The organism is Streptomyces reniochalinae (assembly GCF_003323735.1).
In the GTDB taxonomy this organism is placed as follows: Bacteria; Actinomycetota; Actinomycetes; order Streptomycetales; family Streptomycetaceae; genus Streptomyces; species Streptomyces reniochalinae.
In genome coordinates this window covers 1-16,668 of the sequence record NZ_QOIM01000057.1, presented here as the reverse complement: position 1 = coordinate 16,668, position 16,668 = coordinate 1, and the positions used below count along the sequence as shown (strand labels likewise).

9 protein-coding genes and 3 pseudogenes are annotated in these 16,668 nt (G+C 71.6%); 4 read left to right on the top strand and 8 right to left on the bottom strand.

What is annotated here, in order from left to right; translation table 11 throughout:
* Positions 1 to 231: 231 nt before the first annotated feature.
* Positions 232 to 2,049: a thiamine pyrophosphate-dependent enzyme gene (locus DQ392_RS32860; RefSeq protein WP_114019356.1), complete on the top strand. Its 1,818-nt coding sequence runs from the start codon at positions 232 to 234 to the stop codon at positions 2,047 to 2,049.
* On the opposite strand, the pseudogene DQ392_RS35635 reads toward DQ392_RS32860, so the two are convergent.
* A pseudogene (locus DQ392_RS35635) lies at positions 2,022 to 2,330 on the bottom strand (hypothetical protein); the annotation flags it as partial. The gene DQ392_RS32860 and the pseudogene DQ392_RS35635 sit on opposite strands and share 28 nt — an antisense overlap.
* On the opposite strand from DQ392_RS35635, the pseudogene DQ392_RS32850 reads away from it, so the two are divergent.
* Together DQ392_RS32850 and DQ392_RS34910 are read left to right on the top strand one after the other, a co-directional pair.
* Positions 2,329 to 2,796: pseudogene (locus tag DQ392_RS32850) on the top strand (chlorophyllase); the annotation flags it as partial. The pseudogenes DQ392_RS35635 and DQ392_RS32850 overlap by 2 nt on opposite strands.
* A 166-nt stretch (positions 2,797 to 2,962) precedes the next feature.
* Positions 2,963 to 3,262, top strand: a pseudogene (locus DQ392_RS34910) (DedA family protein); the annotation flags it as partial.
* A gap of 378 nt (positions 3,263 to 3,640) precedes the next feature.
* On the opposite strand, the gene DQ392_RS32840 reads toward DQ392_RS34910, so the two are convergent.
* The 7 genes from DQ392_RS32840 to DQ392_RS32810 form a co-directional block, all read right to left on the bottom strand.
* Positions 3,641 to 4,447, bottom strand: coding sequence for a thioesterase II family protein (locus DQ392_RS32840; protein ID WP_114019355.1), 807 nt, complete (start codon positions 4,445 to 4,447; stop codon positions 3,641 to 3,643).
* A gap of 231 nt (positions 4,448 to 4,678) precedes the next feature.
* Positions 4,679 to 5,746 carry a glucose-1-phosphate thymidylyltransferase gene (locus DQ392_RS32835; protein ID WP_114019354.1) on the bottom strand — a complete coding sequence of 356 codons (1,068 nt, stop codon included), beginning with the start codon at positions 5,744 to 5,746 and terminating at the stop codon, positions 4,679 to 4,681.
* A gap of 9 nt (positions 5,747 to 5,755) precedes the next feature.
* Positions 5,756 to 6,967, bottom strand: a complete 1,212-nt coding sequence (locus DQ392_RS32830; RefSeq protein ID WP_114019353.1) for a nucleotide disphospho-sugar-binding domain-containing protein — start codon at positions 6,965 to 6,967, stop codon at positions 5,756 to 5,758.
* An 11-nt stretch (positions 6,968 to 6,978) separates the two neighbouring features.
* Entirely contained in the window at positions 6,979 to 7,839 is an 861-nt protein-coding gene (locus tag DQ392_RS32825) for an NAD-dependent epimerase/dehydratase family protein (protein ID WP_114019352.1), read from the bottom strand.
* Between the two features lie 22 nt (positions 7,840 to 7,861).
* Entirely contained in the window at positions 7,862 to 8,866 is a 1,005-nt protein-coding gene (locus DQ392_RS32820; protein WP_114019351.1) for a Gfo/Idh/MocA family protein, read from the bottom strand.
* A gap of 11 nt (positions 8,867 to 8,877) precedes the next feature.
* Positions 8,878 to 10,302 carry an NDP-hexose 2,3-dehydratase family protein gene (locus tag DQ392_RS32815; RefSeq protein ID WP_114019350.1) on the bottom strand — a complete coding sequence of 475 codons (1,425 nt, stop codon included), beginning with the start codon at positions 10,300 to 10,302 and terminating at the stop codon, positions 8,878 to 8,880.
* A complete protein-coding gene (locus DQ392_RS32810) occupies positions 10,302 to 11,519 on the bottom strand; it encodes a nucleotide disphospho-sugar-binding domain-containing protein (RefSeq protein ID WP_114019349.1) in 1,218 nt (405 codons plus the stop codon). Before DQ392_RS32810 ends, DQ392_RS32815 begins: the two co-directional genes overlap by 1 nt.
* Positions 11,520 to 11,964: 445 nt before the next feature.
* Here DQ392_RS32810 and DQ392_RS32805 point away from each other — a divergent pair.
* Positions 11,965 to 16,668, top strand: a 4,704-nt coding sequence (locus DQ392_RS32805) for a type I polyketide synthase (protein ID WP_114019348.1), incomplete at its 3' end; no start/stop codon positions are given.

Below are 16,668 nucleotides of genomic sequence, written 5' to 3'. Positions count from 1 at the left end.
GACGGCGTGTTCGATCTCGTTCGCGGAGCCGTGCGCAGGCAGCACCGGTGAGCGCTCCGGCGCCGATGCCGGGCCCGCCGGGCTCCGCAGCAGCCGGCCGAGTCCCAGGGCCGTTTCGGTGAATCCGCAGCGTGCGGGCAAGGCAGGGGGGACCGCGCGGCCTCGTCGAGGAAGCATGGTCGACTCGCGGGCCTCGAGCCGCCACGGCAGTGTTCAGGGAAGGATCTACGCGTGAGTGACGAGCCTGAAGAGGGTGCAGGGTCTCCAACGACCTCCGATCTGGTGGTGGAGCGGCTGCTGAAGTGGGGCGTCGACACCGTTTTCGGTATCTGCGGAGACCAGATCAACGGTTTCTTCGAGGCGTTGCGCGTCCATCCGCGGATGCGGTTCGTGCATGTGCGGCACGAGGAGAGCGCCGCGCTGGCGTGTGTGGGCTACGCGAAGTTCACCGGCCGGCCGGCGGCGTGCGTGGCCACCGCCGGTCCTGGAGCGGTCCATCTGCTCAACGGTCTCTACGACGCGCGGATCGATGGCGCGCCGGTGATCGCGATCACCGGCCTGTCGTACCACGACACGGTCGGCGCACACTTCTTGCAGGACCTTCCCTCCGACCGGCTGTTCGAGCATGCCTGCATGTTCTCCGAGCGCGTCATGGGCCCCACGCACGCGGTGACGGCCACGGACCTGGCAGTGCGCAGCGCCCTGATGAACCGCACGCCCTCGCACCTGGCGATCCCGATCGATGTCCAGTCCTTCACCCTGGAGCAGGACACGGCCTCGCCCAAGAACGTGCCGGGGCATCTGTCGCTGGCTCCGCAGCCGTTCACCGTGATCCCGCCCGAGGAGCAGTTGCGTCAGGCCGCCGAGGTGCTGAACAGCTGCGAGCGGGTGGCGATCTGCGCGGGGGCGGGTGCCCGCGGCGCCGGAGACCTGCTCGAACAGGTCGCGGAGGTGCTGGGCGCGCCGATCGTCAAGGCCGGACTGGGCAAGGACTGCGTGCCGGACGACAGCCCCTACACCACTGGTGGCATGGGGCTGATCGGGACCCGCGCCTCCCACGAGGCGTTCGAGAACTGTGACGGGCTTCTCATCGTCGGTTCCTCCACCCCCTACTACGAGTTCTGGCCCGAGCCGGGCCAGGCCCGCGGCGTGCAGATCGATCTCAACGCCGACCGCATCGCCATGCGCTATCCGGTCGAAGCCGGGCTGGTCGGTCACGCCGACGCGGTCCTGGAGCGGCTGCTGCCCCTGCTGGAGCGGAAGGAGGACAGGTCGTTCCTGAAGCAGGCGCAGGACACCTACCGCCGGTGGTGGGATCTGATCGGTGAGCAGGCCGCGGACTCCGGCAGCCCGATGCGTCCGCAGGTGGTGACCTGGGAGCTGTCCAAGGCGCTGCCGGACGGGGCGATCGTGACCGGCGACGCGGGGACGGTGACCGCGTGGGGCGGCCGACTGCGGCTGCGCAGGGGGATGCAGTATTCGTTCTCCGGAACCCTGTGCACCATGGGGTCCGCGCTGCCCTACGCCATCGGAGCCCAACTCGCGCACCCCGACCGCCCGGTGATCGCCTTCACCGGCGACGGCTCGATGAGCATGGGCATGGGCGAACTGGCCACTCTGGCCCAATACGAGCTGCCGATCAAGGTCGTCTTGCTGCGCAACAACTCCCTGGCCCTGGAGGTGTGGGAGCAGACCGCGCTGCTGGGCAACCCCCAGATGGGCTGCGAGCTGCACACCATCGACTTCGCCGCCGTCGCCCGCGCATGCGGCCTCAAGGCTTTCCTGCTCGACGACCCCTCCGCCGCCCCCGACGTGTTCGCCGAAGCGATGACCACTGACGGCCCATGCCTGATCGAAGCCGTCACCGACCCCGACGAGGCACCCTTCGGTGAGAGTCTCCAGCCTGCCCACGCCCAGCACCTCGCCCAAGCCTTCGACAGGGGCGAACCCACCGCCCAAGCCATGGCACGCAACCTCCTCCAACGCGACCGCGTCGCCCTCTCGCCCGCCCTCCAGCAGCACTACGACGAACTCGCCCGCTTCCGCTGACACCGTTCCCCGGGGGCCGGTCCCGGGCGCCGTAGCCCCTGGAGCAGTAGGGCGATCAGCCGGCGGGGGCCGTAGTCAGGATCGTCGTCGTGTCCGATGCAGAGGTTGCCGATGCCCCGCAGCAGTTCGTAGGGGTGGGTGCCGGGGCGGATCTCGTCCGCTTCGGCTGCGGCGTCGAGCAGCCGCGTGGCAACGGGGAGCAGGCGGTCGAGGAAGTAGGCGTGCAGGGGGGCGAAGCGGCTGCTGTCCGATTGCAGTGCCTGGGCGAGGCCGTGGCGGGTGAACTACCTCGAACCGCGCATCAAGGAGGGGGTACTCCTGGCCGCGCCCGGCCGGGGCGGTGACACCCTCAACGGGCCGATGGCCGACCAGGTGCGCACCTTCCGCACGCTCGACTTCTCCACGATGGTCCAGCCCGCGCTGGTCGTGGCCGGCGACCAGGACGACTCCCGGCACTTCACGGACATGGGACCGGCCTGGCACCAGGACCCCTACCACCTCGCCCCCGGTACCAAGACCCTGTTCACCGTCTTCGGCGCGGGGCATCTGCTCGGCGGAATCCAGGGGTACGACGCGGCCGAGAGCGCGCAGCTGTCGGACGAGAACCCCGCGCACGTCGCAGCGATCGCCCGGCTCACCGCGGCCTACCTGCGCGCGCGATTCGGCCGCGGCGACAGCGCCTGGCAGCAGGCGCAGAGCGAGCTGACGACGGGCCCTGACGCGGTCGGGCGCGTCGAGTCCAAGTAGCCACCGGCCCTTCCCCGCAGCGGCAACCAGCGCTTCCCGGCCTCAGCGAGCGTGGCTCCCGCCCATGGGCAAGGCGCACTCGGCATGTCCCGGATGCCGTCCTCGCGGCCGCGTGCTGTGCCCCCACGGGTTCCGCGAGAGGGCCGCAGCGGCGGTCCCCGTCCTCGCCAAGCACGGCACCAAGGCCGACCTCCTCGGCCGCATGGTGCCGATCTTCCGCAGTCCGATCTCCGTGCCGGCGGGCGTCGAGCGCATGCCGCTGCCGACCTTTCTGGTACTGACCGCCCCGGGCAGTCTGATGTGGAACGCCGTACTGGTCATGTCGGGTTACCGGCTGGGCGAACAGTGGGACACCGTCGGGGACTACGTCGGCGTCCTCAGCAAGGGCGTCCTCGTCCTGGTCGCCGCCGCACTGGCCTGCTACGTCGTGGTCCGGCTGCGCCCGCGCGGCACCGCCGTACGCCGTGACCGCGTACCCCGTGGCCGCTTCCACCGCCGACATCGCGCCCGGCCCCGTCCTCGCCCGGGCCGCACCCTGGCGTCCCGGCCGCGCCGCGGGCCGCTCCCGGCGACCGTGCGGGGAATCCGGTGGACGTGCGCATAGCGCCCCGATGGCCCGGCTGACCCCTCGTCACTCGGACGTGGCGGGAGCGGGGGAGGGAGGCGGGCTCATCGGCAGGCTGCGAGGTGGCGCCGGGCCCAGTCGGTGAAGGTGCGGGGCGCACGGCCGGGGACTCGCTCGATCACACCTACGACACCGGCCCGGCGCGGTAGAGGGATCATGCGTACGCGCGGCACGTCCGCGCCCCGCGCGCACTTCACGAGCTGGGTGAATCCGTGCGGCTCACGTGTCGGTGGATCCGCACAGTCGTGCCAGTTCGTGGGTCAGCGTGGTGGTGAACTCCCGCGGGTGGTCGCGCAGGTAGAAGTGGCCGCCGGGGAAGATGTGCCGGGCGAAGTCGCCCTTTGTGTGAGGGCGCCAGGCGTCCGCCTCGTCGAGGGACACCCGCGGGTCGGCGTCCCCGACGAAGACGCTGACCGGGCAGTTCAGCGGGGGTCCTGCGGGGCCCGGATAGGTTTCGATGGCTCTGTAGTCGGCCCGCAGGGCGGGCAGGAACATCTCGCGGATCTCGGGGTCGTCGAGCAGCACGTCGTCCGTGCCGCTGAGCCGGCGGATCTCGGCCACCAGCCCCGCGTCGTCCTTCTGGTGCACCGTCTCGACGGTGCGGATGGACGGCGCACGGCGGCCGGAGGCGATCAGCCCGAGCGGCGCTCCGGTTCCCGACCGCTCCATGCGCCCGGCCACCTCGAAGGCGACGATCGCGCCCATGCTGTGGCCGAGGAGGACGAGGGGGAGGCCGGGCAGGCCCTCTCGCAGCACCGGGTGGACGGCGTCGGCCAGTTCCTCGACGGTGGTCAGGCACGGTTCGGTGCGCCTGTCCTGGCGGCCCGGGTACTGGACGGCGTAGGCCTCGACGGTGGAGGGCAGCGAGTCCGCGAACGGGAAGAAGAAGTTCGCCGAACCTCCGGCGTGCGGAAGGCAGACCAGCCGGGCACGGGCGTCCGCCGAGCGGGTCAGCCGGCGCAGCCACAGATCGGTCCTGAGGTCGGCCGGGGCGCGGTGGGGCCGGCTGCCGGATGCCGTTGTCATGCGGTACTCCGTGGAAGTCGTCTGGTGGTGGGGTGGGGTGGGGTGCGGTCGGGGGAAGCGGTATCGGCGCTTCAGTGGCGGGCACGGTGCCGGTGCGTGTGCCGCCGGTCGGTGCCACCGGCCGGCGACGCGCGGCCACCCGGGCGTGAAGGCACACGGCCACCCGGGCGTGAAGGCACACGGCCACCCGGGCGTGAAGGCACACGGCCACCCGGGCGCGAAGCCGCGTGGTCATCGGGGCACGAAGACGCGGGAGTTGTCACCGACCAGCAGCTTGTGGCAGCCCGAGTCGGCGGAGTCCCGCCTGATGTCCGCGGACTTGCCGATGATCGAGCCCCGCAGTTTGCCCACGCCCTGCACGGTGGACCGGTCGAGCAGTACGGAGTCCGCGACGTCCGAGGCCTCGATCCGGCAGTGGGCGCCGACGGCCGAGTACGGTCCCACACGGCAGTTGACGAGTGTGCTGTGCCGTCCGATGATCGCCGGGCCTTCGACGACGGATGCCCGGAGCGTGGCGCCTTCCTCGACGACCACAGGGCCGAGCAGCCGGCTGTGTTCGTCGACGGATCCCCCGACGGCGGGCGTGAGCGCCTGGAGGAGCACCTTGTTGCACGCCAGCAGATCGGTGAGGGTGCCGGTGTCCGCCCAGTAGCGGGAGAAGTGGTGGGCCGTGACCGTGCGGCCGCGGCTCACGAGCCACTGCACGGCGTCGGTGATCTCCAGCTCGCCACGGGCGCTGGGCCCGATGGCGCGCACCGCCTCGTGGATCTCGGAGGTGAACACGTACGCGCCGGTGATCGCCAGGTCGCTGCGCGGGTGCTCGGGCTTCTCCTGGAGCGCGATCACGCGGCCTTCGGCGTCGAGTTCGGCGATTCCGTAACTACCGGGGTCGGTGACCTTCCTGACGGCGAGCTGTGCCGTGGGGCGCCGGGCGCGGAACGCGTCGAGGGTGTCGGTGATGCCTCCTTGGAAGATGTTGTCCCCGAGGTACATCGTGAAGTCGTCGTCGCCCAGGAAGTCGCGGGCGATGAGCACGCAGTGTGCCAGGCCGCGGGGCGCGTCCTGGGCGATGCAGGTGACGCGGGCGTCGAACCCGGGCCGCTCGCGCACCGCCCGGCTGACCGGCCCGTCGGCCTCGCTGACGATGAGGCCGATGTCGTCGATCCCCGCGGCGGTGAGTGCGTCGAGGGCGTGGAAGAGCACGGGCTTGCCCGCGACGGGGACGAGTTGCTTGGGCGTGGTGTGACTGAAGGGGCGGAGCCTGGAGCCGGCGCCGCCGGAGAGCACGAGGGCCTTCACATGCACCTCTCAGAGCAGCTTGTCGAGGGAGGCGGCGACCGCTGCCGGCGAGGGCTGTGCGGCGATCTCACGGCTCAGCCGGTCCGCCGACTCCCGTACCGCGGTGTCGGAGAGCGCGTGCTCGAAGACCGGCCGGAGGGTCTCGGCCGCGGTGTCGGAGGTGTCGGCCACGATGCCGGCGCCGGTGTCCGCCACCATGCGGGAGATCTCCGCCCGGTCCACGGTGGTGGGCATCAGCACCTGGGGGACGCCCAGCGCCGCGGCCGTCAGCATCGTGCCGGAGCCGCACTGGTGGATGATCGCGTCGCAGGTGGGCAGCAGCGCGTGCAGGGGCAGCCCTTCGACGATCCGCACGCGCTCGGGGGAGGCGGCGGGCTCGACGAGTGCGCGGTCGGCGCCGCGGACGACGACGACGGTCTCGACGTCCAGCTTCTCCAGCCCCGCGAGGATCTCGGGCACCAGGAAGTTGTGCGTCCCGACCATCTCGGTGTGCGTCGACCCCCACGTGACGCAGACCCGCGGCCGCGCGGGCGGCTCGGCCAGCCACGCGGGCGCGGTGCCGGGCCCGTTGTAGGGCACGTAGCGGATCGGCATCCGGCCGGGGATGCCGGGGGCCTGGAGGCTCTCTGGGCAGGGGTCGACGACCGCGGTCGAGTACCGGCCCTGCGGCTCCAGCCCGTAGCTCTCGAACAGCCGCCGCAGGTCGTCGGGCCAGGGCAGGCCGCCGCCGCGTACGCCGCCGAAACCGACCTTGTCGTTGACCTCGGGCGCCCACAGGTGGTGCACGAGCGGTACGGAGACGGTCTCGGCCAGCAGGGGCGCGGCGAGGACGAGGGGGTCGGCGACGATGAGGTCGGGCTGCCAGCTCCGCGCCAGCGGGACCAGGTCCTCGAGCATGGCCTCGGCGCTCTTGAGGAACGGGTCGCTCCTGAGCTGGATGAGCCGCCGGCGCTCTTCGGGGGTGCGCTCGGTGCCGGCCCGGTGGCCGCCTGTCGCCTCGATGAGCCGCCCGAGTTCGGTGAGCGCCTCTTTCCAGTGCTCCACGAAGTCGTACCGCTCACCGACGGGGGTGACGGTCATACCGGACTGCTCGATCGCCGCGAACGCGTGCTGCTGGCCGGCGATCCGTACCTCGTGGCCGGCCGACCGGCACGCCCAGGCGAGGGGCACCAGGTGGAGGTAGTGCGTCGACAGGCCGAGCGGGATGAACAGGATCCGCATGCTGGTCTCTCCTAACTGACGTGGTGTCGGCCCGTTGCGCCGGTGCCGCCGCTCGGCCGCTCCGGCGCGGCGGAGGAGCTCCCCGCGGCGGCTTGTGCGGTGGAGCCCTCGGCGGCGTCGAGGGCCTCGACCTCCGCGACGTACCGGTCGATGGCCCGCTTGTAGTAGGTGTCCCCGAAGCCCAGCTCGTCGATCTCGGGGACCAGCCGCCGGAGTTTGTCCAGCGAGACCAGGCACACCGACGCGTCGCCCTCGACGATGTGCTTCTCCAGGATGGGTAGCTGGAGCCGCTCGGACATGTGCTCGATGATCGCTTCGGGTGGCACGGTCACGCCCGAGGCGACGTTCACCACCTCGCCGTCGACGCCCGCGGTCAGCAGGCGGTCCACGATCGTCATGGCGTCGGAGACGTGGATGATGTCCCGGGACGAGCCCCGGTGTATGCGCACCTTGCGGGAGCTGACCGCGCCGAGCAGCGCGGGCATGAGCTGGTGCGAGGACTGGTGCACACCGAAGGCGTGGCTCAGGCGGATGACGAGGTGGCGCACGCCTGAGGCCCGGATGACGGTCTCCAGCAGCAGCTTGTTGCGGCCGTGCGCGTTGCCCGGGAACACCGGGTCGTCCTCACGTCCCCGGCAGCCGCGGGTCGCGTCGTACATGCCCGCGCTCGCGGTCGAGAAGTAGAGCAGAAGCTGGTCCTTCTCCTGGCAGCGCCGGATCGTCTCGTAGACCAGATCGGCTTCACGCTGGTAGTCGTCCGCGCTCACGCCGTCCACCTGGGACACCCCGGACGCCAGAGCGACCACGTGCGGGTGTCTGTGCTCCATGGACCCCAGGTGCCGCGCGATGAAACCGCGACCGATGATTTCCACTAGCTTGTCTCCTTTGCGCCGTTCACAGGCGGATGGCGGTGCGCAGCGCTCGATTACGGATGTCGTCGACCAGAGCCGCCTGACGCCTCAGCTCCTCGCCGTGCGCGGTCATCGACGCCCCCTCCCGCACGGCCCGTGCGAACGCACGCATGAGCTGTGCGGGCTGGTCGTCGGGGGTGAGCGGCAACTCCTGGGTGTCGTTGCCACGCCGCACGAGCAGCGTGGGCCGGAACGCGGGGGGAGGGGTGAAGGCCCTCTCCAGGGTGAGCGCCCCTTCGCTGCCCCACAGCGCGTAGGAGGAGCGGTACGACGTCTCGAAGCTGAACGAGAGCTGCGCGGGCACGCCGCCTCCGGAGCACAGCAGCGCTGACCCACCGAGGTCCACGCCGCGAGCGGTGTCCATCCGCAGTGTGCTTCCCCGCACCGTGAGGTCCTCACCGAGGAACATGCGGGCCGCCCGCACGGTGTAGACGCCGACGTCGAGGAGCGCGCCGCCGCCGAGGTCCGCCTCGTGGCGCACGTCGCCCGGCGGGCGGGGCGGGATACCGAAGGCAGCGGTGAAGAACCGCGGCTCGCCGATGCCGCCCTCGTCGACGAACTGGCGCACCTGCGCGTGCTGCCCGTGGTGCGGGAACTGGAAGCCGTCCGTCAGCCAGCACCCCCGCCGTACCGCCTCCTCGACCAGGTCCTCCGTCTGGGCGAGCCCCGTGGCGAGGGGCTTCTCCACCAGCACGTGCTTACCGGCCTCCAGAGCGCGGCGTGCCCAGGCGTGGTGCAGCCCGGTCGGCAGCGCGATGTAGACGGCGTCGACGTCGTGGCGCTCCAGTACCTTCCCGTATCCCTCGACGGGCTCACCGCCGAACTCCTCGGCGTACCGTGCGGCCTTCGCGCCGTCACGGCTCCCGAGGACGGTGAGGAGGACCTCGTCGGTGCGGCGGACGGCCGGCAGCGTGTTGCGCCAGGCGAACTCGGCGCAGCCCAGCACGGCCAGTCGCAGGGGCGGGGGTGTCGCGGTCTCGGCGTCCACGGGGCGTCACGTCACCACAGGGAGTGCACGCAGGCGAGCAGACTGCGTGCTTCGACGGTGAGGTAGTGGCTGTGCCGCACCAGCTCCGTGAGCTGCTGCACTGTCAGCCAGCAGTAGTCCTCGGGCACGTCCCGGGGGAAGTCGTCGCCCACTTCGACCACCTGGTACCGGGTTTCGGCGTGCAGGAATCGGCCGCCCTCCTCTGACATCACGGTGTCGAAGCGGACCTGCGCGGGGTCCGCGCAGGAGACATGGCTGTGGAAGGGCTCGGGGCCGCTGGACAGCACCGCGTCGAACGCCGGCGGGCGCCGCACCGTCGGACCGATCTCCACACGGCCCAGCAGACCCGGCTCGGGACGTGCCCGAACGAGCAGATGGACGACGCCACCGACCCGCTTCGCCACGAATACGGCGAGGCCCTGCCGCCGGGGCTCCAGCAGCGGCTGGGTCCAGCGCGTCACCTCGCGGTTGCCCGCGCGCACGCCGCGTGCCACGATCGCGAAGTTCTGCTCGTCGTCGTCCGCCAGCGCGTCCGCGGTGCGGGAGAACCCGGCCACCTCGTCGAGCGGAACCAGCCGGGACGTCCACGCCGTGCGCGTCTTCATCTCCGTCAGCCAGCTCACGACGTCGGTCAGGGTGTGCAGCGCCTCCGCCTCCGCCTCGCTCCCCGCCTCGTCGCCGACCGGCCCGTACGAGCGCAGCAGCGCCGCACGGAAAGGGTCCTCGACGGGCACGAGCGCCTTCGGGGGCCGGGCCAGCGGCAGACAGCCCAGCACCGTGCGGGTGTTCATGTTGACGAGGTTCTCGCACCGCATCAGCTGCCACACCTGGCTCAGCGGCAGCCATACGAAGTCCTCGTGCAGCGGAACGTCCCCGGTCGCCTCGACGACCATGTTCCGGTTCTGCTTGTGCCAGCACCAGAAGCCCTGCTCGGACTGGAGCACGTCGACGAGCACCCGCCCGCGGCCCGGCCCGCGGAAGTGCTCCAGGTAGCGGGTCTGCGCACCACCGTGCACCCGGGTGTAGTTGCTGCGGGTCGCCTGCACCGTGGGCGACAATTGCAGGGTGCTGACGTTGCCGGGCTCCATCTTGGCCTGGAGCAGGCAGTGCAGCACCCCGTCGATCTCCTTGACCAGCACGCCGAGGATGCCGACCTCCGGCTGGTGGATGATCGGCTGCGACCACTGCCTGCCGTCGCCTGAGTCCACACGCATCCCGCTGACCTCGAAGAACTTGCCGCTCTCGTGCACGAGATTGCCCGAGCCCGGGGCGAAGTACCAGCCGTTGAGATCCGCGAAAGCCAGGGGCGTCACCTCGAACACCCCGGCGCTCAGCCGCTCCGCCCACCACCGGTGGAAGTCCGCGAGAGCGGTGGGCTTGAGGTCCGTCAGAGCCGACGCGGTGAACCGGACAGCGCTGCGGTCCAGTGCGGCCATCAGCGCAGCCTCGCCATGACGAGCTGCTCCAGCACCCGGACGGCCTCCGCGGGCGACGGCTGCCGCGCGTTCTCCTCCTGGACCGCCCGCGCCGCCGCACGCCACCGGCCGTCGTCCACCATGTCCGACGCCGCCTCGACGACGGCCGGGATGTCGATCGGCCGGGTGCGGTGCGCCACGCCCGCGCCGGCGGTGGCGATCCGTTCCGCGTTGACGACGTGAGCCGGGTCCTGCGGCATCATCACCTGCGGCGTACCCGACGTCACCACCGTCAGCGAAGTACCGCCGCCGCCGTGGTTGACCGCCGCCGCGCAGGACGGGACGACGAGCTGCAACGGCAGCTCCTCGACGATACGGACGCCGTCCGGCACCTGGCCGAAGTGGGGCCGGTCCGTCGCCTTCACGGTGACGACGACCTCGACACCGCGCTTCACCAGCGCCTTGGCGATCGCCGCCGCCGGGTACTCCTTCTCACCTGACGTCACCGTGTTGGTCATGCTCCAGGACACGCACACCCGTGGCCTGCCGACCGGCTCGCGCAGCCAGCCCGGCATCTGCGTCGCGCCGTTGTACGGCACATAGCGGAAACCCACACGGTTCGCCGCCGGGCGCGTCAGCAGACTCGGCGGCGTGGGATCGACGTTGACCATGGCGGGGTCGGGGCGCGGCTCGGCTCCGAAACGCTCGAAGAGCGCCAGCAGCGAAGCGGGCCACTCATCCACCGTAAGACCGCTGCCGAGGGCCCGGTGGAACGTCGGCAGCAGCGGGCCGGAGAGATGACGTACCAGGGGCGCGCCGGTGACCTCGGAGAGCAGGGCGCCGACGAACATCACCGGGTCGGTGACGATCAGGTCGGGGCGCCAGCTGCGCGCCAGCCCCACCAGGTCGTCGGCGATCTCGGACGCCATGGCGACGAACGTCTCGCGCCGCAACTCCTTGAACCGCTCACGGGCCTCGTCTGGCATGGACTCCAGGTCGCCGTAGTCGGCCAGGCTCTTGCCCGTCTCGCTGCGCAGCGCGTCGACCGAACCCTTGATGTTCGACAGCACGTTGGTGGGCTCACCCACGGGCACGGCGGTCAGCCCCGAGCTGTTGACCAGACCGAGCACGGACGGCTGGGCGGCGACCCGCACGTCGTGGCCGGCCACACGGAAGGCCCACGCCAGCGGAACCATGGTGTAGAAGTGGCCAGCCGCGGCCAGCGGGACGAACAACACACGCAATGTGAACTCCACATGTGGGCTGCCACGGTTCCGGCGCGAAAAACGTCCCCTCCGTGACAGAGTTTTCTCATCCGACCTCGGCAAATGAACGGTTCCGAGGACACCAGGCAGTCCTAACCTCGCGGTAGTTCCTCGCCAACCCGCCCCTAAAATCCCGCTGACGCGCACCCGGCGGAACCCCGTGCCTGACCCGCGCCGCCACACGCCCGGACATGCCCTGGAGCACCCTCCAGCGCAGGGGAACCGCACGGCCGTCCGGTGCCAGGGCACCGCTTTGATTCCGCGCCGAAAAGGGCGGGCCCCTCAGCTTTAGAGGACGCCAAGGGGCTCCTTAGCAATTGTCCAGAGGGTGGCAGAACAGCAGAGGAATGCCATGACAGCTTTCCCCGGGGCCATGCGGACCGTGCCGACGGGGGGACAATGGAAGGTCGGCTGAACGATGACGAACGAGCGGGATTCCGCGGTGACCGGAGCCCACTGTGACGACGACGCCCTCGCCATCATCGGCCTCTCCTGCCGGCTTCCGCACGCCCCCGCGCCGCACGCGTTCTGGCGGCTGCTGGCCGGTGCCAATGCGGCCGTCTCCGACTCGCCCGCCCAGACCTTGGCCCTGCGGTACCCCCAAAACCCCGGCACACAAGGCCCCGACAGCGGCGAGGTCCGGCTCCGCCACGCCGCCCTGCTGGACCGCGTGGACGGATTCGACGCCGACTTCTTCGGCATCTCGCCCCACGAGGCCCTCGTCATGGACCCGCAGCAGCGGCTGACACTCGAACTCGGCTGGGAGGCACTGGAGGACGCCGCCGTGCTGCCCGCGGCGCTGCACGGCAGCCGCACCGGCGTCTTCGTGGGCGCGGGCGCCGACGACTACGCCACGCTGACGGCCCAGTACGGCGACACCTCCTCCACCCACCACACGATGACCGGCACCAACCGCGCCATCATCGCCAACCGGCTCTCGTACACGCTGGGCCTGCGCGGCCCCAGCCTGACCGTCGACGCCGCCCAGGCCTCGTCCCTCGTCGCGGTCCACATGGCGGGCGAGAGCCTGCGGTCCGGGGAGTGCGACCTCGCCCTCGTGGGCGGCGTCCAACTGATCACCCACCCCCACAGCACCGCCAAGGCCGCCCACTTCAACGCCCTGTCACCCAGCGGCCGGTGCCACACGTTCGACGCCCGAGCCGACGGCTACGTACGCGGGGAAGGCGGCGCCTTCGTGGTGCTCAAGCCCCTGAGCCGCGCACTCGCCGACGGGGACACCGTCCACGGAGTCGTGCGCGGGTCGGCCGTCAACAACGACGGCGCGACGGACGGGCTGACCGTGCCGGGAGCCGAAGGCCAGCAGGACGTCCTGCGACGCGCGTGCGAGCGCGCGCGCATCTCGCCTGACGAGGTCCAGTACGTGGAACTGCACGGCACCGGCACCCCCGTCGGCGACCCGATCGAGGCAGCGGCCCTGGGCGCCGTGTACGGGGCGGCCGAACGGGACCACGCACTGCTCGTGGGGTCGGTCAAGACCAACATCGGCCACCTGGAGAGCGCCGCGGGCATCGCCGGACTCGTCAAGGCGATCCTGAGCATCAGGCACCGCGCGGTGCCCGCCAGCCTGCACTTCCACGAGGCGAACCCCCGCATCCCCCTCGAACGGCTCAACCTGAAGGTGCAGACCTCGCTCGGCGCCTGGCCCGCGCAGGACCGGCCATTGACGGCCGGTGTCAGCTCGTTCGGGATGGGCGGAACCAACTGCCACGTCATCGTCTCCGAGCCTCCCGCGCGGCGTCCCGGCCATGCCGCGAACGCACGACGAGGGGCCGAGGCAGGTCGGAGCGGCGACGGAGCCGCCCGCCCACTCGTGCCGTGGACCGTTTCCGCACGCACGGACGCCGCGCTGCGAGCACAGGCCGCCCGGCTGCGCGACCACCTCACGGCCACTGAGCGGCCCGGCCCGTACGGGGGCGGGGGGCCGGACGACGTTCCGGGCCAGACCGCCGACGTCGCGGCGATCGGCCGCGGTCTGGCGCTCACCCGCACGGCGTTCGAGCACCGCGCCGTGCTCATCGGCGCCGACCACGGCGCCCTGATGCCACAACTCGACGCCCTGGCGGACGGGCAGCGCGACACGAACACCGTGCGGGGCCGGGCCGCCAAGACGCCCAGGATCGCGACGGTCTTCACCGGAGAAGGCGGCCCGAGCGCCGACGACGTGCACGCGCTGGAAGAGCAGCTGCCCGGGTTCGCGCGGGCGCTGGAGGACGTGCGCACCGGACTCGAACCGCTGCTTCCCCACCCGCTGTTCGCAACTGCGCCGCGCCAGCCGCACCCGGACACCGCCGGCTCGCTGACGGAGCGGTTCGCGGTGGAGACCGCGCTGTTCCGCCTCTTCGAGCGCTGGGGTGTGCGCCCGGACGTCGTAGCGGGCCGGTCCGTGGGCGCGGTCACCGCCGCGCACGTCGCGGGCGTCCTGTCCGCCGCCGACGCACTCAAGCTGATTGCCGCCTGTGGGCGTCCCGAGGCGGACGGCACGGAGGATGCCGACGGCACCGAGGAGGCCGACGGCACCGAGGACACGAACGGTACAGGGAACGAGGACCGTTCGTTGAGGGGCGAAGTGGCCCGTGCGGTGGAGGAGGTCTCCTTCGCGGAGCCCCGCCTGCCGGTGCTCTGCGCGGCCACGGGGCGTGCTCTCGACGCCGCCGAGCACGCGGCGGCCGAGTACTGGTTGCGGAACCTCGGGCACGGCGCACGGAACGGTGACGCGGCACGGGAGACCCCGGAACTGGGGGCACCGGAGTTCGCGGGGCGTGCCGGCGGGGAGCGGGAGTGGGCCGACCTCGGCTGCACCGTACGCCTGGAGCTGAGTGCCGAGGACGTACGTGCGGTCCCGACCGCCGGCCACGACGAAGAGGGTGCGCCGGCCGACGCGAGGACGCGCGGACCCGACGCCGATCAGCTACTGGCCTCCCGGGTTCTGCGGGCCGTAGGCATGCTCCACGTGCTCGGCGGCGAGGTCGACTGGAACACCGTGCTGCCGTCACCGCCAAAGGACGCGCTTCCCGTCACCCTGCCGACGTACGCGTTCCAGCGTCGGAGCTACTGGCCTGAACTGCCCAGCGAGACGCCTCAGGGGGAGGACGAGCACCAGACGTCCTCTTCCACCGCCGCACTCTCCGATGCCCGCTCCTCCGACACCCACTTCTCCGCAACCGCGCAGGACGCGCCGGTGGAGCGGCTGTCGGCCTGGCGCCGGCGGCTGGCCTCGCTGACCGCTCCCGCACAGACGGAGGCCGTGCGGGAGCTGCTGCACTCCCAGATGGCCCTCGTCCTCGGCCATGTCACCGCAGCGGCCATAGACCCCGACAGGACCTTCAAGGAGCTGGGTTTCGACTCGATCTCCGCCGTCCAGCTGCGCGACCGGCTGGCGGCGGCGACCGGGCTGGAACTCCCCAGCGCACTCACCTACAACCACCCGAACCCGCAGACCCTGGCCGAACGCATCCGCAGCGAACTGGTGCGCGCGGAGACCGACAAGGAAGCCGCCGGTGCCGGCGCCGACGAGGACAACGCCGCCCGCGCCCGCGCCGACGCGTCCACGGGCGCGGCCGTCGCGGACGAACCGGTCGCGATCGTCGGCATGGCCTGCCGGTTCCCTGGCGGGGTCCGCTCCCCGGAGGAACTGTGGCGGCTCGCCGCCGAAGGCCGCGACGCCATCGGCGCCTTCCCCACACGCCGCGGCTGGAACATCGAGGACCTCTACGACCCCGCCGGGAGCACGCCCGGCAAATCCGGCACCCGCCACGGCGGCTTCCTCTACGACGCCGACGAGTTCGACGCCGAGTTCTTCGGCATCAGCCCGCGTGAGGCGCTGGCGATGGACCCGCAGCAGCGGCTGCTGCTGGAGGCGTCGTGGGAGGCGCTGGAGCGGGCCGGAGTGGATCCCGCGTCGCTCAAGGCGACAACGGCGGGGGTGTTCAGCGGCGTCATGGCCCAGGACTACGGTCCACGCCTGCACGAGGCGGAGGACGCCCTGGGCGGCTACCTGCTGACCGGCAACACCGCCAGCGTCGCTTCGGGCCGGATCGCGTACACCCTCGGGTTGCAGGGCCCGGCCGTCACGGTGGACACGGCGTGTTCCTCCTCTCTCGTCGCACTGCACCTGGCCGCGGCCGCGGTGCGGCAGGGCGACTGCTCGCTCGCCCTGGCCGGCGGAGCCACCGTGATGGCCAACCCCGGCATGTTCGTGGAGTTCAGCCAGCAGGGCGGTCTCGCACCGGACGGCCGCTGCAAGCCGTTCGCCGCCTCGGCGGACGGCACTGCCTGGGCCGAGGGCGTCGGGCTGCTCGTCCTGGAACGGTTGTCGGACGCGCAGCGGAACGGCCACCCGGTGCTGGCCGTCATCCGGGGCAGTGCCGTCAACCAGGACGGCGCGAGCAACGGTCTGACCGCTCCCAACGGCCCGTCGCAGGAGCGCGTCATCCGTGCGGCGTTGACCAACGCCCGGCTGAGCGAGTCCGACGTTGATGTCGTGGAGGCACACGGTACGGGCACCACACTCGGCGACCCGATCGAGCTGGAGGCCCTCCTCGCGAGTTACGGGCAGAACCGCCCCGCCGAGCGGCCGCTGTGGCTCGGCTCGCTGAAGTCGAACATCGGTCATACGCAGGCTGCTGCGGGTGTGGCGGGTGTGATCAAGATGGTGGAGGCGATGCGGCACGGTGTGCTGCCGCGCACTCTGCACGTGGACGAGCCCACCCCGCACGTCGACTGGTCGACGGGCGCGGTGCGGCTGCTGACCGAGACGACCGCGTGGCCGGAGACCGGGCGTCCGCGGCGGGCGGCGGTCTCCTCGTTCGGGATCAGCGGCACGAACGCCCACCTGATTCTCGAAGCCCCGCCCACCCCGGCAGAGCCGACCGAGCCAGTGGTGTTGGCGTTGTCGGCCGAGTCCGAGCCGGAGCTACGTCGGAACGCTGCGGAGCTTGCGGACTTTGTGGGGGAGCATCCGGAGCACGGGCTTGCTGAGGTTGCTGGTGTGTTGGGTCGGCGTGGTGTGTTTGGTTGTCGTGCTGCGGTGGTGGGTGTGGGGCGTGGTGAGGTGGTGGGGGGTTTGCGTGCGGTTGCTGAGGGGGGTTCTGGTGTTGCTGGG